This is a genomic window from Mesorhizobium sp. M1A.F.Ca.IN.022.06.1.1 (assembly GCF_003952605.1).
Lineage (GTDB): Bacteria > Pseudomonadota > Alphaproteobacteria > Rhizobiales > Rhizobiaceae > Mesorhizobium.
The window spans coordinates 3,785,020-3,807,622 of record NZ_CP034455.1; the positions used below are offsets into that span (position 1 = coordinate 3,785,020).

General features: G+C 64.1%; 22 protein-coding genes. 8 read left to right on the forward strand and 14 right to left on the reverse strand.

Features of this window, described 5'->3' with window-relative positions; genetic code table 11:
- Nucleotides 1–6: 6 nt before the first annotated feature.
- Nucleotides 7–801: a 1-acyl-sn-glycerol-3-phosphate acyltransferase gene (locus EJ078_RS18150; protein ID WP_095779346.1), complete on the reverse strand. Its 795-nt coding sequence runs from the start codon at nt 799–801 to the stop codon at nt 7–9.
- A gap of 81 nt (nt 802–882) precedes the next feature.
- Nucleotides 883–1,785 carry a LysR family transcriptional regulator gene (locus tag EJ078_RS18155; protein WP_127215628.1) on the reverse strand — a complete coding sequence of 301 codons (903 nt, stop codon included), beginning with the start codon at nt 1,783–1,785 and terminating at the stop codon, nt 883–885.
- A gap of 102 nt (nt 1,786–1,887) precedes the next feature.
- Here EJ078_RS18155 and EJ078_RS18160 point away from each other — a divergent pair, with 102 nt between their 5' ends.
- Complete coding sequence (locus EJ078_RS18160; RefSeq protein WP_095823981.1) at nt 1,888–2,508, forward strand: pyridoxamine 5'-phosphate oxidase family protein; 621 nt, start codon at nt 1,888–1,890, stop codon at nt 2,506–2,508.
- Here the strand turns inward: EJ078_RS18160 and EJ078_RS18165 are convergent.
- The 3 genes from EJ078_RS18165 to ftsE all read right to left on the reverse strand — a co-directional run bounded on the left by EJ078_RS18165 (nt 2,505) and on the right by ftsE (nt 5,059).
- Nucleotides 2,505–3,233: a YdcF family protein gene (locus EJ078_RS18165; RefSeq protein ID WP_127215627.1), complete on the reverse strand. Its 729-nt coding sequence runs from the start codon at nt 3,231–3,233 to the stop codon at nt 2,505–2,507. The genes EJ078_RS18160 and EJ078_RS18165 overlap by 4 nt on opposite strands.
- Before the next feature lie 184 nt (nt 3,234–3,417).
- A complete protein-coding gene (locus tag EJ078_RS18170) occupies nt 3,418–4,407 on the reverse strand; it encodes an ABC transporter permease (protein ID WP_127215626.1) in 990 nt (329 codons plus the stop codon).
- On the reverse strand, nt 4,400–5,059 hold the full coding sequence (gene ftsE / locus EJ078_RS18175; RefSeq protein ID WP_066990245.1) for a cell division ATP-binding protein FtsE: 660 nt from the start codon (nt 5,057–5,059) through the stop codon (nt 4,400–4,402). The genes EJ078_RS18170 and ftsE overlap by 8 nt, the downstream gene beginning before the upstream one ends.
- Nucleotides 5,060–5,240: 181 nt before the next feature.
- On the opposite strand from ftsE, the gene EJ078_RS18180 reads away from it, so the two are divergent.
- From EJ078_RS18180 to EJ078_RS18190, 3 genes are all read left to right on the forward strand, one after another.
- The gene (locus EJ078_RS18180) at nt 5,241–5,882 is read left to right on the forward strand and encodes a hypothetical protein (protein ID WP_066990242.1); all 642 of its coding nucleotides are present in this window, start codon (nt 5,241–5,243) and stop codon (nt 5,880–5,882) included.
- 178 nt (nt 5,883–6,060) lie between these two features.
- Nucleotides 6,061–6,603, forward strand: coding sequence for a hypoxanthine phosphoribosyltransferase (hpt, locus tag EJ078_RS18185; protein WP_127215625.1), 543 nt, complete (start codon nt 6,061–6,063; stop codon nt 6,601–6,603).
- 76 nt (nt 6,604–6,679) lie between these two features.
- Nucleotides 6,680–7,051: a response regulator gene (locus EJ078_RS18190; RefSeq protein WP_067319126.1), complete on the forward strand. Its 372-nt coding sequence runs from the start codon at nt 6,680–6,682 to the stop codon at nt 7,049–7,051.
- Nucleotides 7,052–7,055: 4 nt separating this feature from the next.
- Here EJ078_RS18190 and EJ078_RS18195 read toward each other — a convergent pair whose 3' ends face one another.
- A complete protein-coding gene (locus EJ078_RS18195; protein ID WP_066990236.1) occupies nt 7,056–8,006 on the reverse strand; it encodes a DMT family transporter in 951 nt (316 codons plus the stop codon).
- A 189-nt stretch (nt 8,007–8,195) separates the two neighbouring features.
- Here EJ078_RS18195 and EJ078_RS18200 point away from each other — a divergent pair, with 189 nt between their 5' ends.
- Nucleotides 8,196–9,080 (forward strand): LysR substrate-binding domain-containing protein, encoded by an 885-nt coding sequence (locus tag EJ078_RS18200; protein ID WP_127215624.1) that lies wholly within the window; start codon nt 8,196–8,198, stop codon nt 9,078–9,080.
- Nucleotides 9,081–9,097: 17 nt separating this feature from the next.
- On the opposite strand, the gene EJ078_RS18205 is transcribed toward EJ078_RS18200, so the two are convergent.
- From EJ078_RS18205 to argH, 7 genes are all read right to left on the reverse strand, one after another.
- Nucleotides 9,098–9,700: a 2-hydroxychromene-2-carboxylate isomerase gene (locus EJ078_RS18205; RefSeq protein WP_127215623.1), complete on the reverse strand. Its 603-nt coding sequence runs from the start codon at nt 9,698–9,700 to the stop codon at nt 9,098–9,100.
- Between the two features lie 87 nt (nt 9,701–9,787).
- Nucleotides 9,788–10,153, reverse strand: a complete 366-nt coding sequence (locus EJ078_RS18210; protein ID WP_127215622.1) for a glyoxalase superfamily protein — start codon at nt 10,151–10,153, stop codon at nt 9,788–9,790.
- Between the two features lie 23 nt (nt 10,154–10,176).
- Nucleotides 10,177–12,774 carry a TIGR02302 family protein gene (locus EJ078_RS18215; RefSeq protein ID WP_127847869.1) on the reverse strand — a complete coding sequence of 866 codons (2,598 nt, stop codon included), beginning with the start codon at nt 12,772–12,774 and terminating at the stop codon, nt 10,177–10,179.
- A 113-nt stretch (nt 12,775–12,887) separates the two neighbouring features.
- Nucleotides 12,888–13,829 (reverse strand): threonine/serine dehydratase, encoded by a 942-nt coding sequence (locus EJ078_RS18220; RefSeq protein WP_127404100.1) that lies wholly within the window; start codon nt 13,827–13,829, stop codon nt 12,888–12,890.
- Between the two features lie 34 nt (nt 13,830–13,863).
- Nucleotides 13,864–15,132 carry a diaminopimelate decarboxylase gene (lysA, locus tag EJ078_RS18225; protein ID WP_127215751.1) on the reverse strand — a complete coding sequence of 423 codons (1,269 nt, stop codon included), beginning with the start codon at nt 15,130–15,132 and terminating at the stop codon, nt 13,864–13,866.
- A gap of 52 nt (nt 15,133–15,184) precedes the next feature.
- Entirely contained in the window at nt 15,185–15,391 is a 207-nt protein-coding gene (locus tag EJ078_RS18230; protein WP_127215752.1) for a lipoprotein, read from the reverse strand.
- A gap of 72 nt (nt 15,392–15,463) precedes the next feature.
- Complete coding sequence (gene argH / locus EJ078_RS18235) at nt 15,464–16,864, reverse strand: argininosuccinate lyase (RefSeq protein WP_127215753.1); 1,401 nt, start codon at nt 16,862–16,864, stop codon at nt 15,464–15,466.
- Nucleotides 16,865–16,900: 36 nt separating this feature from the next.
- Between argH and EJ078_RS18240 the strand changes: the two genes are divergently transcribed.
- On the forward strand, nt 16,901–17,590 hold the full coding sequence (locus EJ078_RS18240; RefSeq protein ID WP_067319108.1) for a TlpA disulfide reductase family protein: 690 nt from the start codon (nt 16,901–16,903) through the stop codon (nt 17,588–17,590).
- Here the strand turns inward: EJ078_RS18240 and EJ078_RS18245 are convergent.
- The gene (locus tag EJ078_RS18245; RefSeq protein WP_067319106.1) at nt 17,582–20,008 is read right to left on the reverse strand and encodes an EAL domain-containing protein; all 2,427 of its coding nucleotides are present in this window, start codon (nt 20,006–20,008) and stop codon (nt 17,582–17,584) included. The two genes, EJ078_RS18240 and EJ078_RS18245, sit on opposite strands and share 9 nt — an antisense overlap.
- 326 nt (nt 20,009–20,334) lie before the next feature.
- Here EJ078_RS18245 and ugpB point away from each other — a divergent pair, with 326 nt between their 5' ends.
- Entirely contained in the window at nt 20,335–21,645 is a 1,311-nt protein-coding gene (ugpB, locus tag EJ078_RS18250) for a sn-glycerol-3-phosphate ABC transporter substrate-binding protein UgpB (RefSeq protein ID WP_066990210.1), read from the forward strand.
- 70 nt (nt 21,646–21,715) lie between these two features.
- Nucleotides 21,716–22,600 carry a sn-glycerol-3-phosphate ABC transporter permease UgpA gene (gene ugpA / locus EJ078_RS18255; RefSeq protein WP_067319653.1) on the forward strand — a complete coding sequence of 295 codons (885 nt, stop codon included), beginning with the start codon at nt 21,716–21,718 and terminating at the stop codon, nt 22,598–22,600.
- The last annotated feature ends 3 nt before the right edge of the window (nt 22,601–22,603 follow it).

Below are 22,603 nucleotides of genomic sequence, written 5' to 3' on the forward strand. Positions count from 1 at the left end.
GGGAGCTCAGGCCTTCGCCGCAGCGCCGAGCTCCGCCAGCCGCTTCACCGCCGTCGGCGGCATCGGCGGCGGGTTCGGCGCGCGCGAGGCCTCGACCAGCAGCTCGTCGCAGGCGGTCTCGGTCTCGCCGATCAGCCGCTGCATGAACTCCTCCTTGTCGAGCCCCGGAGGAATCGGCGGCAGGAAACGGGCCTTTATGGTGCCCGGATAACGCATGAACTTGCGGCGCGGCCAGTAGAGGCCGGCGACATGGGCGACCGGCACCACGGGAACGCCCAGCTGGGTATATAGCTCGACGATGCCGTATTTGTAGGACGGCTCGGCGCCCGGTGGGCGACGAGTGCCTTCCGGGTAGATGATAAGCTGACGCGGGTTGCGCGCCATCTCCTGCCTTGTCGCGGCAACGACCGCTTTCAGCGCCTTGGAGCGGCTGCCGCGGTCGACCGGGATCATGCGCATCTTCATGATGTACCAGCCGAAGAAGGGGATCCAGGTCAGTTCCCGCTTCAGGATATACAAGGCGTCGTCGAGATAAGGAAAAAAGGCGATCGCGTCCCAGAACGACTGATGCTTCGGCGCCAGGATGAAGGACCCCTCAGGCAGGTTCTCGGCGCCCGTGATTTCGCTCCTGGTGCCGGCGATCTTGTCGTAAAGCCACATCGAGGTGCGCGACCAGAATTTCGGCACGAACCAGGCGCGGTGGCGGGGCGACAGGAAATAGAAGGGCGTCCAGAAGATCATCTGAACGACCAGGCTGAGATAGAAGGCTAGGTTGAACGCCAGCGAGCGGATAATGAGCATGCGGGAAAGGGCCCGGTGTGGAAGTGAGCGTTGGTTACACCAAGCGCGGGCAAAAAGGAAACGGCGCGACGGTGGGGCGCATCACAGCGAGCGCGCCAGCCGCTCCTTCAGGCGGGGCGCCGCGAAATCGAGGAAGGCGCGCAGCTTCACCGGCAGCAGGCCCTGACCGGCATGCAGGAGATTGACCGGCCATGGCGGCGGCTCGAACGGCTCGAGCACGACATGAAGCGCGCCGGCGCGCACCGCGGCGTCCGCCTGATAGGAGAGCACCCTCGTCAGGCCGAGGCCGGCGATCGCCGCATCGATTGCTGCCTCGGCGGTGTTGAGCTGCAGCCGCGAGCGGACCGGAACCACGGTTTCGCTCTTGTCGGTGCCGAAGCTCCACGTCGCGGGAGAGGCAAGCCCTTCGAAGGTGATGCAGTTGTGGCCTGAAAGGTCGCGCGGTTCGAACGGCGTGCCATGCTTCGCAAGATATGCCGGGCTGGCGCAGACGATGCGGCGGATCTGGCCGACGCGCGTTGCGACCATGGCCGAATCCGGCAGCGCGCCGATGCGCACGGCAAGATCGATATGCTCCTCGATCAGATGCGTGATCCGATCGGACAGCGTCAGGCGGATGTCGACGTCGGGATAGGCGGCCAGAAAATCTGTAACAATCGGCAGCACATGCAGGCGGCCGAAGACGACCGGCGCAGTGATCACCAGCTCGCCGGTCGGGCTCAAGTATTCGCCAGCGGCGGCGCGCTCGGCTTCGCCCACCTCATCGAGGATACGGCGGCAGGCGGCGAGATAGGAACGACCAGCGTCCGTCAAGGTGAGGCGCCGCGTCGAGCGGTTGAGCAGACGCGTCTTGAGGTGCCTCTCCAGTTCGGAGAGCTTGCGGCTGACGGTGGCGAGCGGCACGCCGGCATGTCGCGCGACGGCGGAAAGGCTGCCGGCCTCCACGGTGGCTACGAACAAGAACATGGCGTCGAGGCGGTCCATTTATTCTTCCGAAATGTGGAAGGATGGATTGCAAATATGCCTTCTACCTCCGGATTTCGGAAGGGGCTACATGTTGTTCCACTTTGGCAGAGGACAGCCGCCATGGACGCCTTCACCAGCGACGTCGCCTTTACCCCTACGGTCAAGGCTATCCAGTCCCGCAAGGGCTCGCGCGCATCTTATGCGCGGGTCGAGGAGCGCGGCGGCTGGCGGGCGACGATCACGCCCGACCTCGCCGCCTTCGTCGAGGCGCAGACCAGTGTGTTCCTGGCGACAGCCAATGGCGGAGGTCAACCCTATGTTCAGCATCGCGGCGGGCCAGCCGGCTTCCTGAAGGTGCTGGACGAGCAAACGATCGGCTTTGCCGATTTCTCGGGGAACCGGCAGTTCATCACCCAGGGCAATCTTGCGGACAATGCCCAGGCCTTCCTGTTCCTGATCGACTACATGCTTCGGCAGCGCATCAAGATCTGGGGCACAGCGCGCGTCGTCGAGGACGATGCGGAGCTGACGGCGAGGCTGATGCCGGCCAACTACAAGGCGCGGCCGGAGCAGGCGATCCTGTTCAGCGTCACGGCCTGGGATGCAAATTGCCCGCAGCACATTCCGCAGCGCTTCGAAGCGGCGGATGTGGCCGCGGCGCTTGCCGAGCGGGATAGACGCATTGCCGGTCTGGAGCAGGAGATCGCACGCCTGCGCAACAGCGCGTCTGGCGAAGCTTAGTTCTTGCTCACCGTAGAGGCTTCGGCGAGCGTGACGCCCTCGGTGGTCGGCCGAAGCGGGACGATGCCGCGCGCCAGCGCCAACACATATTTGCTGTATTCGGTGAACAGCACGCGCAGCGCTTCCGGCTTGGTCAGCCAGCTGCCATTGCCGAGCTTGTTGTTGACCACCGGATAGGGCTCAAGCCGCGCGCCATGCAGCAGCCGGCCCATCTCGAGCAGGCTGCGCGGCATGTGGTAGTTGTTGGTGACGACGATGATGCTGCCATAGGCGTGGCTTTCCACCCATTTGGCGCTCTCCTCGGCATTGCCGATCGTGTCGAGCGCGGCGCGGTCGATGTCGACGCAGCATGAGAACAGCTGCTTGTCGCCGCCCATCGCCGCTTGCAATTGGCGGCGGCTCGCCGTGGGGTGAACACCGCTGATCAAGAGCCGCTCGCCCTTGCCTGATGCCAGCAGATCCATGGCGGCGTCGAGCCTCGACTGACCACCGGTGAGCACGATGATTGCGTCGGCCCTGGCCGGATTGACCGGCGTCGTCATGTTGCTGACCTTGTCGGCAAACCAGCCGAAGCCGCCGGCGAAAAGCGCCAGCAGGGCGAGCACGAAGAAACCGCAGAGACGAAGCGCAAATCTGAGACGACCGGTTCTTGCAGACGCAGCACCGCGCGTAAGCGCCGCTGGCATCCGTCCAGCCGTTCCGATCGAGTCCCGCGCGTCCATCATCCCCAGGTTAATCCTGAAAACATCCAATGGTTAACTCTGAAACGTCGCCTTTCATAGATAGCACGGCGCACATTGCGTTACGGCAGTTTCCCTTGCGTGATCATGCACTTGTGGGGTCCGGGTCGCATTGGAAACCCAACTTGCCAACTCTTGCATTCGCGCCACACTTGGTTTCGCGTCATGATCAGCTTGCCTCCGGCTGCCGGATGTCGATCTCACTGAGATAGGCGACGACCGTGGCATGTGAGGTCGCCGCGGTCAGCGCGCCGATCACCAGCACCATCAGGGCGACGCCGAGATAGCCGGTCGAGCCGATCGCGAAATTGCCGAACAGCGCGGTCGCCTGGTCGGCCTCAGGCGTCGCCATGTTGCGCGACGACCACCAGGAAAAGACGATGAAGACCAAGATAGCGGCGGCACCTCCGGCGGCGGCGCCCTTCATGCCGGTGACCAGGAAATGCCAACGGAATTCGCGCGCGATGAAGCGGGCCTCGGCGCCGACAAAATGCAGGACCTCGATGATGTGGCCGTTGCCGGCCATGGCGCCGCGCGTGGCGAACACCACCGTCAGCACCGTCGCCGACAATATCAGCGCCAAAACGGCAAAGCCGATCGTCACTGTCGTATGCGCCATGGCGACCAGCCGGTCGACCCAGGTGCGATGGTCGTCGAGCGCGGCGCTCGGCAGCTTGGGCGTGATCGCGGCGCGCATGGCCGCGAAGTCGGGCGGATTGGCCTCATCGATGGTGACGACGATGAGGCGCGGCACCGGCAGTTCATCGATGTTGAGGCCGGTGCCCAGCCACGGCTCCAAAAGGCGCGCCGTCGCATCGCGGTCGACGATCCTCGTACCCTTCACACCCGGGAACTCGCTGGCGATCTCAGAGGCCTGCGCGAGGGCTGCTTCCATGTCGAGGCCCTCGACGGGCTTGATCTGGATCGTCGCCTCGCGCGAGATTTGGTTCTCCCAGACCGAGGCGGTGTCGCGCACCAGCGTCACGGCGCCGAAGGTTAGGCAGGACAGGAAGGTCATGATGGCGATGACCAGCACCAGGGCCCGGCCGGCGATGTTCTGCGCCGGCACGATCGGCGCCATCTTGCGCTGGACACGGCGAACGACAGCCGGCGTCTCGACGGCTTCCTCGTGCAGGTGATCGGCCGGAAGTTCAGTCATAGACGTCCAGCCTTCCGCCGGCCAGAATCATGCGCCGCGCATCGACCTGCTCCATCAGGCCGAGGTCGTGGGTTGCGATCACCACGGCGGTGCCGAGCCGGTTGAGCTCGATAAAGAGCCTCAGCAGCCGGCGCGCCAGCGGCGGATCGACGTTGCCGGTCGGCTCGTCGGCAAGCAGGATCTCCGGCTGCTCGATCAGCGCGCGCGCGATCGCAGCACGCTGCTTCTCGCCGCCCGACAGCACCGGCGGCAGCACATGCATGCGCTCCCCGAGGCCAACCCATTTCAGGAGTTCGGTGACGTCGGTGCGATAGCTCGCCTCCTCGCGCCCGCGCACGCGCAACGGCAGCGCCACGTTCTCGTAAGTGGTCATGTGGTCAAGCAGGCGGAAATCCTGGAACACCACGCCGATGCGGCGCCTGAGCAGCGGCAACTCGCCGCGCGAGATGCGCGAACGATCCTTGCCGAAAATGGTGATCAGGCCGCGCGTCGGCTTCAGCGACATGAAAAGCAGGCGCAGCAAGGTGGTCTTGCCGGCGCCCGAGGGGCCGCTCAGGAACTGAAAGGAGCGCTCCGGAATGTGCAGGGAAATGTCGCGGAGGATCTCCGGACCCATGCCATAGCGGAGGCCGACATTTTCGAAGCGGATCACGTTCGGCGACCTGAAACCTTAGGCGGCATCCCGCCAGCCTGTTCTCTGCCAAGACCATCGGCCGGCATGGTTAATCGTTGGTTAATTTCTGCGCGCTTTCGACGTTTCACAGCAGTTCCGGTGGGGAAGCGTTAACCATTTGCGTTTACCCAAAAGCAACGAAGATTGCACTGGGGCCGTAATGGCTGAGGATAGAACCGCGCGCTCTGTTTCCGGCGAAATCATGACCGGCACGGCGACAAAGGCCGCGCCGGAGCGCGTCATCCTCGACACCGATGTCGTCGATGCCGACTATGTGGTGCTGCCGCGATTCGCCGCCCGTTCGGAACCGATTGCGGCGCCGTTGCCGCCGCAAGCGCCCTCGACGCCATCCATCGCTGGCATGGGCATGCTGCGCAAACCGGAGGCTGCGCCGGCGCGGCCGGCCTCGCGTGGCGGTCCAATCTTCTGGGCCGCCGGAGTGGGCGCCGCACTCGTGGCTTTCTGGGTGTCGGGCGGACATGCCCTGGTGCGTCAGAGCCCCTTCTGGGCGGCTGCGCAGCCGGCAAGCGCGCTCAGCATTTCCGGTGTGACGTCGCGAATCGATGCCTCGGGGCTGAAGCCCATCCTGTTCATCGACGGCGAGGCCGCCAATGACGGCGTACGGGCGGAGTCGCTGCCGCCGCTCGAGATCCGCGTCACCGACAATGCCAGCAATGTCATCCGCTACAGGTTGGGGACATCCAACCGCTCGCTGGCGCCCGGCGAAAGATTCGGCTTTTCCAGCCGGCTCGATGTCCCTAGAAACGGCGTGAAGGCCGTATCGGTCACCTTCGCCGGGTAGGTGCATCGATATTCAGGTGATGCCGGCCTGCAATTAGTGGTTTCCTGCGCTTAGGTGCTCACGTGCTTGAGTACGCTCTGCACCGGTTCTCGGAACCCGCTATTTTGGGTTCGGCCTGACCTGAATATTGATGAACCTAGCCCTTCCGGCGTTGCAGGCGATTCTGAAGGAAAAAGCTATGCCAGTTGTACGCGGCAAGGACATCGAGGTCCTGTTTTCGGCGTCGGCGATCGCCCGGCGCAATCTCGAGCTCGCCAAGGAAATCGCCGGGCGCGACTATCACGACCTGCTTGTGATATCGATCCTGAAAGGCTCGTTCGTCTTTGCCGCCGATCTTATCCGCGCCATGCACGACGTCGGCCTGTCGCCCGAGGTCGAATTCATCTTCATCTCCAGCTACGGCGCCGGCACCACAAGCGGCGAGGTCAAGGTGCTGCGCGACATCGACAACGAGGTCGCCGGCCGCGACGTTCTTTTGATCGACGACATCCTCGAATCCGGCAAGACGCTTTCCTTCACCCGCGACCTGATGCTGTCGCGCGGCGCCAGGAGCTGCGCCATCTCGGTGCTGCTCGACAAGCGCATGCGCCGCCAGACCACGCTCAACGCCGATTATGTCGGCTTCGACTGCCCCGATTATTTCGTCGTCGGCTACGGCATGGACGTCGCGCATGCTTTCCGGGAATTGCCGTTTGTCGGGGTCGTGAAAGGCGACAAGTAAGGTCGCGCCGAAAGAGGCCGCATAGACGTTTCAAATTTTCAGAAAACGTCAACGTTTCGGCGGCATCTATCTCGGCATGGCAAAGCTTTTGATCGTCGAGGACGATGAATCCGTCCGCACCCTCGCTGCCCGCGCGCTGGAGCGTGATGGGCACAGTGTCACCATCGCCGCCGATGGCGCGCAGGGGCTCACCCTGATCCGCCAGCAGCGCGGCAGCTACGATCTCGTGGTATCCGATATCCGCATGCCGGAGATGGACGGCATCGAGATGGCGACCGCGGCGGCAAAACAGTTTCCGGCCATGAAGATCATGCTGATGACCGGCTATGCCGACCAGCGCGAGCGCGCCGAGGAATTGAACGGCATCATCCTCGACGTCGTGCAGAAGCCGTTCACGCTTGCCGAAATACGCGCCCGCGTCGGACGGGCATTAAGCTGCTTCGCTTGATCGTTCAGACGGCATCGCCGGTCGCTGCGATTGCAGGTGCTGCGCCGCGTCGGCGCTCACCGTTCAGTGCAACCAGACCGGCGCCGATGATCAGCGCCGCGCCCAGCACCGTCGTTGACCGCGGGACCTCGGCGAAAAACAGGAAGCCCCACAGCGGCGACCAGAGGATGCCCGTGTATTCGAAGGTTGCGACCCGGTTGGCGGGCGCCATCCGGTAGGCCTGCGACAGCAAGATCATGCCGGCGGAGGCAACGAAGCCGCAGGCCGCCATCTTCAGGAAGTCCGGCAGCGCCGGCCAGACCCAGGGCCGCACCAGGAAGTCGAGGCTCGGGTGGCCCGCATGGGTGATGCCGGCAAGATGAAACACCGCGGCGACCGCCACAGCGCCGGTGAGATAGGCGCCGTTCTGGTAGAAGGCCATCACCGTCGAGGATTCGGTCTCGCCGATCCGGCGCGCCATCAGCTGCGAGAACCCGTAGAGGAATGCCGAGCCGAGCGACAGCAGTGCCGCCCAGTCGAACAATCCGGCGCCCGGACGCAACATCACGACCACGCCCACCAGGCCGATCAGCACCGTCGTCAGCGTCCGCCCGGAGACGTGCTCGCCGAGATAAGGTCCGGCAAGCAACATGATGAAGAGCGGCGCCATGAAATAGAGCGCTATCGCGTCGGCCAGCGAGAGGGCGGCAATCGCCAGATAGTAGACGGTGTAGGAGCTGAATTGGATGAAGCCGCGCAGCGTCAGCATGCCCGCTCGTTTCGACAGCAAGGCTGTCAGGCCGACATCGGCCTGGACGATAACGACCAGGATCGGCAGCGCCACGAGGGCGCGGATCGCCATCACTTCCGTCACCGGATAGCTGCCCGAAACCGCCTTCACCAGCGGGTCCTGCAACGAAAAGACAAGAACGCCGAGGCAGAGGCTCAAAATGCCAAGCACCATCCGGTTCTGCATGTTCGTTCCAGTGAAAAAGAGCCCGCCACCGTTTCGGGCAGCGGGCACGAGTGAGGACTCTTCGAATTGGTCCGCTGCCGAATCTCACGGCCGCATATCCAATGGGTAGAGCAACTATCCTGCGACGTTTGACATGTTGCAAACGAATTGGAATGATACCAGCAATCAAAATTTCTTATGGCGGCATCGATGAAGCCCACCCTCGACAGCGACCTCCTGCGCACCTTCGTGGCGGTGGCCGAGACCGGCAATTTCACCAAGGCGGCGGAAAAGGCCGGACGCACCCAGTCGGCGGTGTCCATGCAGATGAAAAAGCTGGAAGACATGGTGGGCGACAGCCTGTTCGAGCGCGGCTCTCGCGGGGTGGCGCTGACACGCCGCGGCGGCGAGCTCATCACCAACGCCCGCCGCATCGTCTCGCTGCTCGACGAGACGGCGGCATCGCTGGTCGCGCCGCCGCTCGGCGGGCTAGTGCGCATCGGCATTCCTGCCGAATACGGGCGGTCAATCTTGTCGCGGGCACTTGGCGAATTCGCCAAACGCCACCCGCGGGTGGAGGTCACGGTGCGTTACGCGCATTCCGACTCGCAGGTGAGGGCGCTTGCGGCCGGCGAACTCGACCTTGCGGTGGTGTTCGAGTGGGAAGGTTTTTCCGGCGGCGATGTGCTGATGCACGATCCCACGGTATGGGTGACGTCAACGCTGCATCACATGCATGAGGAACGGCCGGTGCCGATCGCGCTTTACAGCCGCAATGGCTGGTGTCGGGACTTCGCGATCAAGTCGCTGCAGCAGCGCGGCCTCGACTACCGCGTCGCCTACACCAGCGACACCAATGGCGGCCTGACGCTGGCGGTCACTTCTGGCCTGGCGATCGCACCGATCTCGCGCAGCAACATCCCGCCCGATTGCCGCGAACTGACCGCCGCCGACGGCTTCGGCGACATCGATTCCTCGAATGTGGTGCTTCACCGCAATCCGCTGGCGACGGGCGAAGCGATCGACGGGATGGAAAACGCGATCCGCGAGGCTTTCATGCTGACCAGGCAGGCACAGGCAACAGCCAGTCTTTGACGTACGAAACGGTCCGCTCAATCCGGCGGTCCGCTCTCCATCTGCTTGAGCCATCGCATGGCATCCTCAAGGCGATCGTCGCCCCAGAACAATTCGCCGTCGAAGACGAAGCTCGGCGAGCCGAAGATGCCGAGCGCCTTGGCCTGCTCCGTCGCGGCCGCGAGCTCGGCCTTGGCGTCATCGCTGTCGGCCCGCCGAAGAACCGGCTCTGCTTTCTGTCCGGCTTTCTCGATGCTAGCCGAAATGTTTGGCTCGCTACCAGCCGGCTCACCCATTTCAAACCAGCGCCGGTACGTTTCCCGGGCATAGGCTTCGCACCAGCCCTCGCGCGCCGCGATGAGAGCCACGCGATTGGCGCGTTCGAGCTCGGCCAGCGGGTAGGGGGCCGGCAGTTTCGGCACCATCCTGTACATCGCCGCTCGGCGCTCGATGTCGCGCCACATATAAGCGGCCTTCGCCGGCTTCTTGGCAAAGGGAATGTTGTCCATCTCGATCATGATGGCGCGCACATTGAAGGGTCGCCAGCGGAACTCGATGCCGGTCTCAGCCGCAACCTCGGCGAGACGCATCACCGAAAGATAGGTGTAGGTGCTGCCGATGGAGAACCAGAAGTCGATCATCGCCAGTCTCCCTTGACGATGACGATACCGGCAGGCAGCGCGGCCTGCAATGCGTGTGGCGAGAGCGACCTGCGGCTGCCCGCTACCTCAGTCTCTTTCGAAAAAGGTCAGGCGATTGCCGAACGGATCGATCACCGTGACCTCCTTCGTCTGCCAAGGCGTCGTCTCGAGGCTCGGCCTGTTGAAGCGGTAGTTCTTGGCCTTGAACTCGCGATGCAGCTCAATGATGCCGGTCGCTTCGATGCGTATATTGGCACCGGGCGAGCCGTCGCCATGATGCTCGCTCAAATGCAGCTCGCAGCCGTCGCGGGCGACGCCCATATAGAGCGGCGCGTTGTCGTCGAAGCGATGCTCGAAGCGGACCTCGAAACCGAGGAAGTTGAGATAGAACTCTCGCGCCTTGACGGTATCGAACATGCGCAGGATCGGCGTGACGGTTCCAAGCTTCGGCATGTCGGCGGTGACCGGTGTGGGCGCTATTTCAGTTCGAGCAGGCGTTCGAGGTAGCTGCGCTCGATGTCCGGGCTGAGCGCGTTGCCGAGGCGCTTGCGGATCGCTTCGAGGATCTGGCGGGCGCGCTGCACGTCGATCTCGTCGGGCACCTTGACGGAGTTGCCGTCGTCGGGGCCCTTCGTGGCGCGCGGCCGGCCAAGCGGGTCGCGGTCGGCGTCCTGCTGACGTCCGCCCTGTTCGCTGCCGCCCTGGTCGCCCTGCATGGCCTGCATCTGCTTCATCATCTCCTTGGCGCCGCGGCGCAGCGCCTCCAGCGCGCGGCCCTGGTGGCCGACCGCCTGGTCGCCTTCGCCTTCGCCCAGCGCCTGCTCGGCATCGCCCATGGATTTGCCGGCCTCGCCAAAGCCCTCATTGGGCTGCATGCCCATGCCTTCGAGGCCCTTCTTCAGCTTGTCGAGCTCGCTCTGCAACTGGCCCTGACCTTCCTGCAGCTGCTTCAGCGCATCCGCGAATTCCTGCGGCGTCATTTGCTTCGGCCGGCCGAGCGGGTCGCGGTCATCACCGGGCTTCTGCCCATCCTGCGACTGCTCGCCATCCTCGCCCAGCTGCTCGTCGCGATTTGCACCGCGCTGCCGATCGCCGCGCTGCATCTGGTCGAGGCGGAAGGTATCGTTCATCATCTCCTGCTGGCGCCGCATGATCTCGCCCAGCTTGTCCATCTGCTGGCGCATCTCGCTGTCCTGCTCGCCGGCCTGCTGCTGGCGCCCGGCCTGCAGGTTGTTCATCATGTCCTGCAGTTCCGACAACAACTGCTGGGCCCGGTCTCGGTCGCCGGATTTGGCGAGATTCTCGATCTCGTCCATCATCCGGTTGATGTCGCTCTGGCGCAGTTCCCGACCGTTCTGCTGCATCTGCGGCGCGTTCGGGTTCTGCTGGGCGCGCTGGGCGAATTCCTGCAGGAACTGGTTCATCGCCTCGCGAAGTTCCTTCATCGCCTTTTCGAGCTCTTCGTCGCTGGCGCCGTTCTTGATGGCGTCCTGTAGCGCCTGCTGCGCCTGGCGCAGCCGACGCTCGGCGGCCGACAGATTGCCTTCCTCGATGCCGAGCGCGATCTCCCACAGATAAGCCACCTCGTTGCGCAGCTGGTCGTCGTTCTCGGCAAGCTTCAGCCGGCTCCTGGCGCTCATGATCGCGAGGTAATGCGACATGTTGTCGAAAGTATCCTCCGGGCGCAGGGTGATCGCGTCCATCAGGTCGAGCACGCGCGGCTTGGCGTTGGCGTCGAGCGCCAGCAGGCGGCGCTGCTCGATCACAGCGCGGGCCAGCGGATTAGAGAAGGGCCGCTCCGGCATCACCAGCGTCCTGGTCTCGCTGGTGGCGGTATGGCCGGCATCGTCGGTGGCGGTCAGCGTCAGCTTGATGGTGCTGCCGGCCCAGACATGCTCGGTCAGATCCTTGGTCGTCTTGGCGGCGTTCGCCTTGCCGCCGCGGCGCGGCAGCGTCAGCGGCATGTCGGGCGGGCCATAGAGCGGATGTGCACTGGCCGGCGGCGGCTCAGACAGCTCGAAGACGGCCTTGGCGGAGGCCGCGCCATAGTCGTCGTCGATCTGGTAGTTGAGCTCGACGGCGCCATTGACGGCACGCTTGGGCTCGCCGACGAAACGGATCGTCGGCGGTTTGTCCGGGGTGATGGCGAAGGCCCAGTGGCCGAGATCGTCCTCGCCGGACTTGAGCCGCAGCGTGCCGTTGGTGTTCAGCTTGCCGGAGAACTGGCGCACTTTGAGCCCCGCTGGGGACCCCGGCTGTGCCGCGGCTGGCGTGGCGCCCTTCGGCGCAACCGGCTCGATGGCGCGATCATTGCCGTTCGCGTCGGCATAGCTCAGCGTTTCTTCGCCGGTTCCGCCAGTGACGCGCAGCGAGACGTCGCTGCCCTCAGGGACGCTGAAGACCTGCGCGGCCTGGTTGACGTCGGCGGTCAAGAACAGCGGCGGCTTGCCGGTATAGGAAGGCGGCGTCACCCAGGCATCGATGCGGGGCGGCACGCTATCGCGCGCGGCGCTGGCGACGAAGCCGTCGCTGATCCTGCCGCCGAAAGGTCCGAACGAGAAGGCAAAAGCGGTGACGAACAGCAGCCCCACCACAGCCCGCAGGCCCCAGCGGTCGTAATCCGGCACGCTTGTGCGCGGTCTGTCGCCGCCCAGGTCGGAGAGCCGCTCGGCCATGCGCTTCTGGTGCTCGCGCCACAGCGCCTGCGAGAAGAGGCTCTCCGCGCCGCTCGGCCGGTCGGTCTGCACCTGCACGGGGCTGTGCAGCAGCTCGTTCGCTGCCTCGATGCGCCGGTCGACCTCGGCGGCGGACGGAATGCGGAAGAAGCGCAGCGCAAAGAGCGCGGCGAGCGCCGAGATGGAGAAGAGGATCAGGAGGCCGATCCGCGCCAGATCCGGCAGGCGCTGGAACAAGCCCAGCCACGAGACACTGAGGAACAGGCCGGCGACCACCGCCAGCGGCAACAGCAACGGCCAGCCGCGCTCGAAGATCATCGAGGCCCGCGTCGCCAGCCGGGTCAAGGCAAGGCGCCCGGCCAGACCGCGTTCGTCGCTGGAAATGGGTCGTTCCGTCATCGGCCCTTCCTGCCCGGGCAGGATCGCCCGGACCTTATGAGCAGAGGATAACACCAAACACGGCGAAGGCGAGGCGGGTTCCAAAATCTGTGACGGGTTCGCCGCCTTTACGATCAGAAATTCGCGGGATTCGTATTGGAACCACAGACCAGGACGGCCACGCGCTCGCCGGGAGCCGGCGCGTAGCGGCCGGAAAGCATCGCGGCAAAGGCAGCGGCCCCGCCCGGCTCGGCGATGATTCGCGCCCGGTCCCAGAGCGCTTTCTGCGCCGCCACGATGTCGTCGTCGCTGACCAGGATCGAGCGCTCGACGAAAGCTTTCGCGATCGGGAACATCATTTCGCCGACACGCTTCGGCGCCAGCGAATCGGCGGCGATGCCCTCGGCCGGTGCATCGACCGGCTTGCCGGCTTCGAAGGCGCGGTGAAGCGTCGGCGCGCCCTCGGGCTCGATGGCGATGATGCGGATGCGGCCAGCGAACCAGGCGGCGATGCCGCCGATCAGGCCGCCGCCGCCGACCGCGACAAGCAGTGTGTCGATCTCCGGCAGATCGGCTTCGATCTCGAGCCCGAGAGTGCCTTGGCCGATGAGCGTCTCTTCCTGGTTGAAGGCGTGGATCTGCAGGGCGCCGGTTCGTTCGGCAAAATCCTCGCTGGCGGCCAGCGCCTCGGCATAGCGCGCACCGCCGACCACCAGCTCGGCGCCGTAGCTGCGGATGCGCTCGAGCTTTGCCGGCGGGCTGACCTCGGGCACGAAGACGGTGGCCTTGTGCCCCAGCTTCATGGCGGCATAGGCGACGGCGGCGCCATGATTGCCGCCGGAGGCGGCGACCACACCCGCTGCGGGCACCTGCCGCTCGAGCAGGTTGGTGAAGGCGCCGCGCGCCTTGAACGAACCGGAATGCTGCAGACATTCGAGCTTCAGATCGACCGGAAAGGCCGGCCGGCCGAAGTCAGCCATGTCGACGCGCATTACCGGCGTGTGGCGGACGAACGGGCGGATGTGCGGTTCCACCGCGGCGATGCGATCCCGCGTGATAGCTCCAGTCTCCAGCATGGCTTGCTCCTTTGAGCGCGGGACCCTCGTGCTTCTATTTCAGCCACTCGGGCAATGAATCCAGCCCGATCAGCTCCTCATGGGTCGGGCGCGGCCGCACGACGTGAAAACGGTCGCCGTCGACCAGCACTTCCGGCACCAGCAGCCTTGTGTTGTAGGTGCCGGCCTGCACGGCGCCGTAAGCTCCAGCGGTGGCGACGGCGATGAGGTCGCCAGGATTCAGCCTGGGGAGGTCGCGGTCGAGGCCGAGGAAATCGCCTGTCTCGCAGACCGGCCCGACGATATCGACCGTCATGCGCGGCGTGGCGGCCGGCGGCTGCACCACCGGCTTGATATCATGGAAGGCGTCGTAGAGCGTCGGCCGGATCAGGTCGTTCATGGCGGCGTCGACGACGAGGAAGTTCTTGGCGTCGCCTTCCTTCACATAGATCACTTCCGAGACCAGGATGCCGGCATTGCCGACGATCAGCCGGCCAGGCTCGAACATCACCTTCAGGCCGAGCCGGGTGACATGCTTCCTGACGATCTCGGCATAGGCGTCGGGCAAGGGCGGCGGGCTGTTGTCGACGCGGTACGGAATGCCGAGGCCGCCGCCGAGATCGACATGCTCGATTGAATGCCCGTCGGCGCGCAGCACGCCGACCAGTTCCACCAGCAGCGCGAAAGCGTCGTCGAAAGGCTGCAGTTCGGTGATCTGGCTGCCGATATGGGTGTCGATCCCGGTGATCTTGATGCCCGGCAGCTCCGCCGCGCGGGCATAGACCTGGCGCGCCCGCTGCCACGGGATGCCGAACTTGTTCTCGGCCTTGCCGGTGGAGATCTTCTTGTGGGTCCTGGCGTCGACGTCCGGGTTGATGCGCAGCGAGACGGGTGCCACCTTGCCGAGCGCTGTGGCGCGCGCCGACAGCAGTTCGAGTTCGGGTTCGGACTCGACGTTGAAGCAGAGGATGCCGGCATTGAGGGCGAAGTCCATTTCCCGCGCGGTCTTGCCGACGCCGGAAAACAGGATCTTGCTCGCGGGGATGCCGGCGGCCAAGGCGCGCCGCAGTTCACCTTCCGACACCACGTCGGCGCCGGCGCCTTGTCTTGCCAAGGTCTTCAGCACGGCCTGGTTGGAATTCGCCTTCATGGCGTAGCAGACCAGCGCGTCGAGACCGGCAAAAGCTTCCTTGAAGACCCGGAAATGCCTGGTCAGGGTCGCGGTCGAATAGCAGTAAAACGGCGTGCCGACGCTGGCGGCGATGCCGGGGATTGCCACATCCTCGGCGTAGAGAACGCCGTCGCGGTAGTCGAAATGGTTCACGGGGAGAGGTCCGAAAATTGGAGCGCGATGAGATCGGATGATCTCCTCGGCTCTAGAGCAAGGGGTCGAGAATGAACTTCGTGTCCTTGACCGGTTTCTCAGGCTCGGGCGGCAGCGGCTGTTTGGCTCGCTCCGCATCCTTGCGCGCCTGCACGGCAGCCTCGTAAGGCGTATCGAGGCCGCCTCTCCTGCCGCAGGCCGTGACGGTGACAACCGCCGCCAGCAACGCGAGCGTCATCAAAATCCTGCCTCGGGTCATCGATCCATCCGTTCGAAACTGTTTTGTCCAGCCGCGCTTTTAGCCGAGTTTTCGGCGCATTGCATCCCGGCATCACGCCTTGGCGAGCCGCTTTTTCCAGTAGCGGATCTGCTTCTTCACCTCCGACGGCGCGGTGCCGCCGAAGCTGGTCCGGCTCTTCACCGAATTCTGCACGGCAAGCACGGAGAAGATGCCGTCGGTGATACCGGAATGGATCGAGCGGAGGTCCTCCAGCGAGAGCTTTTCCAGGCCGACCTTCTTCTCCTCGGCGAGCGCGACGGCGCGGCCGGTGACGTGATGGGCCTCTCGGAAAGGAAGGCCCAGATTACGCACCAGCCAGTCGGCGAGGTCGGTGGCAGTGGCATGGCCGGCACCGGCGGCCTTTTTCATGGAGATGGCGTTGACGGTCATGTCGCGGACCATCCCGGCGGTCGCCGCCAGCATCAGGTCGAGCGTTTCGGCTACGTCGAAAACCGATTCCTTGTCCTCCTGCATGTCCTTGCCATAGGTCAGCGGCATGCCCTTCATCACCGTCAGCAGCCCGACCAGATGGCCGTTGATGCGGCCGGTCTTGCCGCGCACCAATTCGGCGGCGTCGGGGTTCTTCTTCTGCGGCATGATCGAGGAGCCGGTGGAGAATGAATCCGATAGCCGGATGAAGCCGAATTGCGGCGTCGACCAGATGATGATCTCTTCGGCCAGCCGCGACAGATGCGTGCCGCAGATCGCGGCGATCGAGAGGAATTCGAGCGCGAAGTCGCGGTCCGACACGCTGTCCAGCGAATTGCGCATCGGCTCGCGGAAGCCGAGCGCCTTCGCCGACATATGGCGGTCGATGGAAAAGCTCGTGCCGGCCAGCGCGGCGGCGCCCAGCGGGCTTTCGTCCATGCGCTCGATGGCGTCGCGGACACGTGACAGATCGCGGCCGAACATCTCGACATAAGCCATGCAATGATGACCGAAGGTCACCGGCTGCGCGGCCTGCATATGGGTGAAGCCGGGCATTACCGTCGCGGCGTGCTCCTCGGCGCGCTCGAGAAAGGCGCCGATGAGGTCCTTCAGCGCCTGGGCGACGCGCTGGCATTCCTCCTTGACCCAGAGTTTCAGATCGACCGCCACCTGATCGTTGCGCGAGCGGGCGGTATGCAGGCGGCCGGCAGCCGACCCGATCAGATCGGCCAGACGCGCCTCGACATTCATATGGATGTCTTCGAGCTTGGTCGAGAATTCGAATTTCCCGGCCTCGATCTCTTTCAGGATCGTGTTCAGGCCGTGAGCGATTTTTTCTTGATCGGCGGCCGAAATAATGCCCGTTTCAGCCAACATCTCGCTGTGGGCGATCGAGCCGCGGATGTCCTGCGCGTAGAGTTTGCGGTCGAAGGCGATCGATGCGTTGATCGCTTCCATGATCGCGGCCGGACCCGAGGCAAAACGTCCGCCCCACATCTGGTTGCTGGCCTTCTTGTCGCTCATCGCTATAACCCGTGCTCCGGAGCAGTTTTTAAGAAAATGGCAGACGGCAATAAATTCTTCCCGGCCCCGCGCCTCATCCTCGCCGCGCTTGTAGCGGGCGTGCTGGCCGGCGCGGTCGCGGTATATGTCAGCGAGAGCGGTTCTGGCAACAACGCGCCGGATCAGGTTGCCGCGGCCAGCACCGGCAAGGACGACGTCGCTTGCAAGGCGAAGGCCGAACGGGCCAAGCAGGTTGCGGCAAAGGCCGTCGGTCAGGTCGCGGCACTGCAGCCGGCGGATCCGCCGCAATCGCTGAAGGGACTCGCCTTCAACGGACCCGACGGCAAGCCGACGACGATCGCCGGCCATGCCGGCAAGACGGTGCTGCTCAATCTGTGGGCGACATGGTGCGCGCCCTGCCGCGCCGAAATGCCGGCGCTCGATGCGTTGCAGAAGGAAAAAGGCGGCAACACTTTCGAGGTCGTCGCGGTCAATGTCGACACCGGCGATGACGCCAAGCCGAAAAAGTTCCTGAAGGAGATCGGCATCGAGACGCTCGGCTACTACCGGGATGCGACAATGGGCCTGTTCAACGAGGCCAAGACGCGCGGGCTGGCGCTTGGCCTGCCGGTGACGATGCTGATCGACGGCGAAGGCTGCCTGATCGCACATATGAACGGACCGGCGGAATGGTCGAGTCCCGACGCCAAGCGACTGGTGGAAGCCGCGCTCGGTCCGTCAAGCTGAGCGCGCGGCGGCGGGCTCGAGCATGAGGATGCGGCCGCCGCGGGCCTCGACAGCATCCATCGCCGCCGGCACGCCGGTCAGCTCGCTGAAGGTTTCGATCGGGCCTGGCCTGCCGAGATAGTATCCTTGGCCGATCTCGCAGTCCTCGGCATCGAGGAAGCGCAATTCGTCCAGCGTTTCGACGCCTTCGGCCAGAACAGGCAGGCCCAGGCCGCGCCCCAGCCCCAGCACGGCGCGCACGATGGCCGCGACCTGACCATTCCTGTCGACCGACTTGATGAAGGAGCCGTCGATCTTGATCTTGTCGAAAGGGAAAGCGCGGAGATTGGAAAGCGATGAATAGCCGGTTCCAAAATCGTCCATCGCGACGCGAATACCAAGCGCCTTGACCTGCCGCAGGGTCGCCAGCGCCCGGGGCATATCCTTGATAAGGGCCGTCTCGGTCACTTCAAGCTCCAGCCGTCCGGCCGGAAGTCCCGAACGCAGCAGGATCTCGTGCACTTTGCGGCTGAAATTCGGGTTGTGGAGTTGCACCGCGGAGACATTGACGGCGATGGTCAGCGGAGTTTTCCAGCGCACGGCTTCCTCGCAGGCCGTCGCCAGCACCCATTCGCCGATCTGGGCGATGGCGCCGCTGTCTTCGGCGACCGGGATGAAGACCGACGGCGGGATGTTGCCGCGCTCCGGATGATGCCAGCGGATCAAGGCTTCGAAGCCGATCATCTTGCCGCTGCTGATCTCCTTTTGCGGCTGATAGACCAGCCGGAACTCGCCGCGCGCAACCGCCTGGCGCAGATCGTGCTCCATGGCGCGCCTGTCGCGCGTCTCGGCACCCATCGAAGCCTCGAAATAGCGATAAGTGTCCTTGCCCTCGGCCTTGGCGCGGTAGAGCGCAGTGTCGGCATGGCTGACGAGCGCCGCCTGGTCGTCGGCATCCAGCGGGTAAAGAGCAATGCCGATGCTTGCCGACACCAGCTCGCCGCCGGGCGACAGTTGGCTTTCCTGGCGTAGCTTGGAAAGCACCGCCTCGGCGATACGGCCGGCGGCCTGCGGGTCGGGAAGGTTCGGCGCGATGATGGCGAATTCGTCGCCGCCGAGGCGGGCGAGCATCTGCCCATGGCGGAGCACGCCCGAAGCGCATTGCGCCACCCTCTGCAGCACTGCATCGCCGGCCGCATGACCGAAGAGGTCGTTGACCTCCTTGAAGCGGTCGAGATCGAGAAGCATCAGCGCGAGCTGCCCGTCCTTGCCGCTCGCCGTGGCGATCTCGGCCTCGAGCCGGCTGGTGAAGCTGCGGCGATTGGCAAGCCCGGTCAGCGGATCGAAATGCGCCAGGCGAAGGATCTCCTGCTCGGCCTTCTTGCGCTCGCGCATGTCGCGGACGGCGACGACGTCGTGAGGCTTGCCGCAATAGTCGATGCTGCGGGCGATCAGCTCGACCGGAATGCGGGTGCCGTCCTGGCTGCGCAGCTCGGCTTCCTGCGCCTGACCGCTGCCGCCGGCGATGGCTGAGGCAACGCGTTCGCCGAAGAGGTCGCTGAGCGTCATCACGTTCAGCGTGCCGGGCGCGATGCCGCTCAGCGCCGCGATGCTGTCGTTGGCGCTGACGATGCGGCTGCCGTCGCAAACGATCAGCCCCTCGACCGCCGCGTTGGCCAGGCCGTGCATGCGCTGCGCTTCCGCCTGATGCCGGCGGAACCGCAGGTCGATGCGGAGCGCCGCGGCCGAGAGCACCAGAATGACCAGGCTTGCCGCCGCAGCGGCAAAGGCTTGCGACATCGGCGCGATGGTGAATTTTGAGATCTCTATCGAGGAGTCCGGATAGATCGAGACCGCCGCCATGGCGATAAAATGCAGTGTGCAGATGGCCAGTGTGAGCAAGACGGCGGCAGCGATCGTCGTAAGCGTCGACGGGCGGCAAAGCACGACGAGCAGCGAAAGCGCGGCAAGCGTGACGCCCGCCGCCAGCGAAAGAGCGACGAGCAGCTCGTTCCAGACGATCCTGCCCTGGACCTCGAACGCCGCCATGCCGGTATAGTGCATCACGGCGATGCCGACGCCGAGCACGGCGCCGCCGACAAGATAGTGATCAATGCCGCCGCGGATGGTGGCGATCCACATTCCGGCCGCTGTCAGAACTACGGAGGCGGCCAGCGAAAGCGCGGAAAGCTCCGCGTTATAGGCGTTGGGTATTCCCGGCGTGAAGGCGATCATGGCGACGAAATGCGTCGCCCAGATACCGAATCCGGTCGCCGTGGCTGCAATCAACAGCCATGCGTAGCGATTTCGACTGGTCGATTGCTCGACATGGCGAAGAAGATTGACCGCCGAGAAAGAGGAAATTCCGCAGATGAGCGCCGCAAGTGCGACCAACCTCAGATCGTGCTCGTGCACGATGCAATTATAGACGGTCAACATTTGGCCCCACCTGATCTTCCCGCATCAATCAAGTTAAGATTGCTTAAGGCCCGACGGCTGAAGAATCGATTAGTGGACCTGCAACCGACGCGTGTGCCTCAGGTTGTAAAGGACGGATAAGGTTGGGCCGGCTGTCGCAATACGATGGTTGGAGTCGCTCAAATCCTAAGCCGGCAAGCAATCTGCCCGGCCGTGACCGATGCACGTTAATTTAGGATCAGATGATGTTCATCGACGCATAACAAAACCGTTGTCCGATTGTCATGCGCAACACATACTGGTTCTGCGGAAGCCCCCTTTCGCCAATCACAACGGGAGATGAAAACATGAAGCTCTTCGGCTTCGCGGCAGGTGTTGCCGCTACCTTGACCCTGCTTTCCACCACGTCCGCTTTCGCTGTCACGCAGATCAGCTGGTGGCATGCGATGACGGGCGCCAATGCGGAAGTCGTCGACAAGATCTCGAAGGACTTCAACGCCAGCCAAAGCGACTACCAGATCGTTCCGGTCTTCAAGGGCACCTATCCCGAGACGCTGAATGCAGGCATCGCCGCGTTCCGCGCCGGCCAGGCGCCGGACATCATCCAGGTGTTCGATGTCGGCACCGGCGTCATGATGGCGGCCGAGAGCGCGATCAAACCCGTGGCCGAAGTTTTGACGGGCGCGGGGATGACGTTCGATAAGAGCCAGTATCTGCCCGGCATTGTCGGCTACTATTCGAAGCCGGACGGCACCATGTTGTCTTTCCCTTACAATTCCTCCTCGCCGATCCTCTACTACAACAAGGACATCTTTCAGAAGGCCGGCCTCGACGTGAACAACCCGCCTAAGACCTGGAACGAGGTCTGGGAAGCGGCGAAGAAGATCAAGGCGAGCGGCGCGGCCCCTTGCGGCTACACCTCGACCTGGCTGACTTGGATCCATCTGGAAAATTTTGCCGCCTGGAATAATGTTTCCTGGGCGACCCAGCAGAACGGACTGGCCGGCGGCGACGTCGAGCTCAAGATCAATGCGCCGATTTTCGTCAACCACTTTCAGGCGCTGGCTGACCTCGCCAAGGATGGCACTTTCAAATATGGCGGGCGAACCTCCGAAGCCAAGCAGATCTTCCTCGCCGGAGAATGCGGCATCTTTACCGAGTCGTCGGGCGGGCTCGGCGATATCGTCAAGTCGGGTATGAACTACGGCATCGGCCAACTGCCGTATGACAGCGATGCCAAGGGTGCGCCGCAGAACACGACCCCCGGCGGCGCAAGCCTCTGGGTTTTCAGCGGCAAATCCGATGCGGAGTACAAGGGCGTCGCGGCCTTCTTCGCCTATCTCTCCAAGACCGAGGTGCAGGAATATCTGCACCAGAAGTCGGGCTACTTGCCGGTGACGCTGGCAGCCTATGAGGCGACCAAGAAGTCCGGCTTCTACGACAAGAACCCGGGCCGCGAGACACCGATCCTGCAGATGACCGGCAAGGCGCCGACCGAAAATTCGAAGGGTGTGCGCCTGCCCAACCTGCCTCAGGTGCGCGATATCCAGAACGAGGAGTTCGAGAAGATGCTGGCCGGCCAGGAAACGGCCCAGCAGGCGCTCGACAATGCCGTCTCGCGCGGCAACGCGGCGATCAAGGACGCGTTGGGCAACTAAACCTGGCCGAGGATGAAACGTCGCCCGCGCGGATCGGCGCGGGCGATCCTTGCTTGACGAGGAAACCAAGCTGACCCCGCGCGTCGTTTTCCCCAACAAAGTCCTGCCTTACCTGCTTGTGGCGCCGCAACTCGCCATAACACTGGTTTTCTTCTATTGGCCGGCCGGGCAGGCGCTCTACCAGTCCATGCTCAGGCAGGATCCATTCGGGCTGAAGAGCAAGTTCGTCTGGTTTGCCAATTTCCGCAAAGTGCTTGCCGATCCGGCCTATCTCAACTCGATCAAGGTAACGGTGGTATTTTCGCTTGCGACCGCAATCGTGGCGATGGCAGTGGCGTTGCTGCTTGCCGTAATGGCGGAAAAAGTGGTGCGCGGGAAAGCGCTCTACCGCACACTGATGATCTGGCCCTATGCGGTGGCGCCGGCGATCGCCGGCATGTTGTGGCTGTTCCTGTTCAACCCTTCGATCGGCTCGCTATCCTACGTGCTGAGAAGTCTCGGCATAGCCTGGGATCCGTTGCTCAACGGCAGTCACGCCATGATCCTTTTGGTTTCCGCCGCAGCATGGAAGCAGATCAGCTACAATTTCCTGTTCTTCGTCGCCGGGCTGCAGGCGGTGCCGAAGACGCTGATCGAGGCGGCGGCGATGGACGGCGCTCGCGAGACCAAGCGTTTCTGGACCATCATCTTCCCGCTGCTCGCGCCGACGACCTTCTTCCTGCTGGTCGTCAACACTGTCTATGCCCTGTTCGACACGTTCGGCATCGTCCATGCCGTCACCGGCGGCGGACCGGGCAAGACCACCGAGACGTTGGTCTACAAGGTCTACAATGACGGATTCGTCAACCTGATCCTCGGCGACTCGGCGGCGCAGTCGGTGATCCTGATGGTCATCGTCATCGCGCTCACCGCCATCCAGTTCCGCTATGTGGAACGCAAGGTCCACTACGGCTGAGGC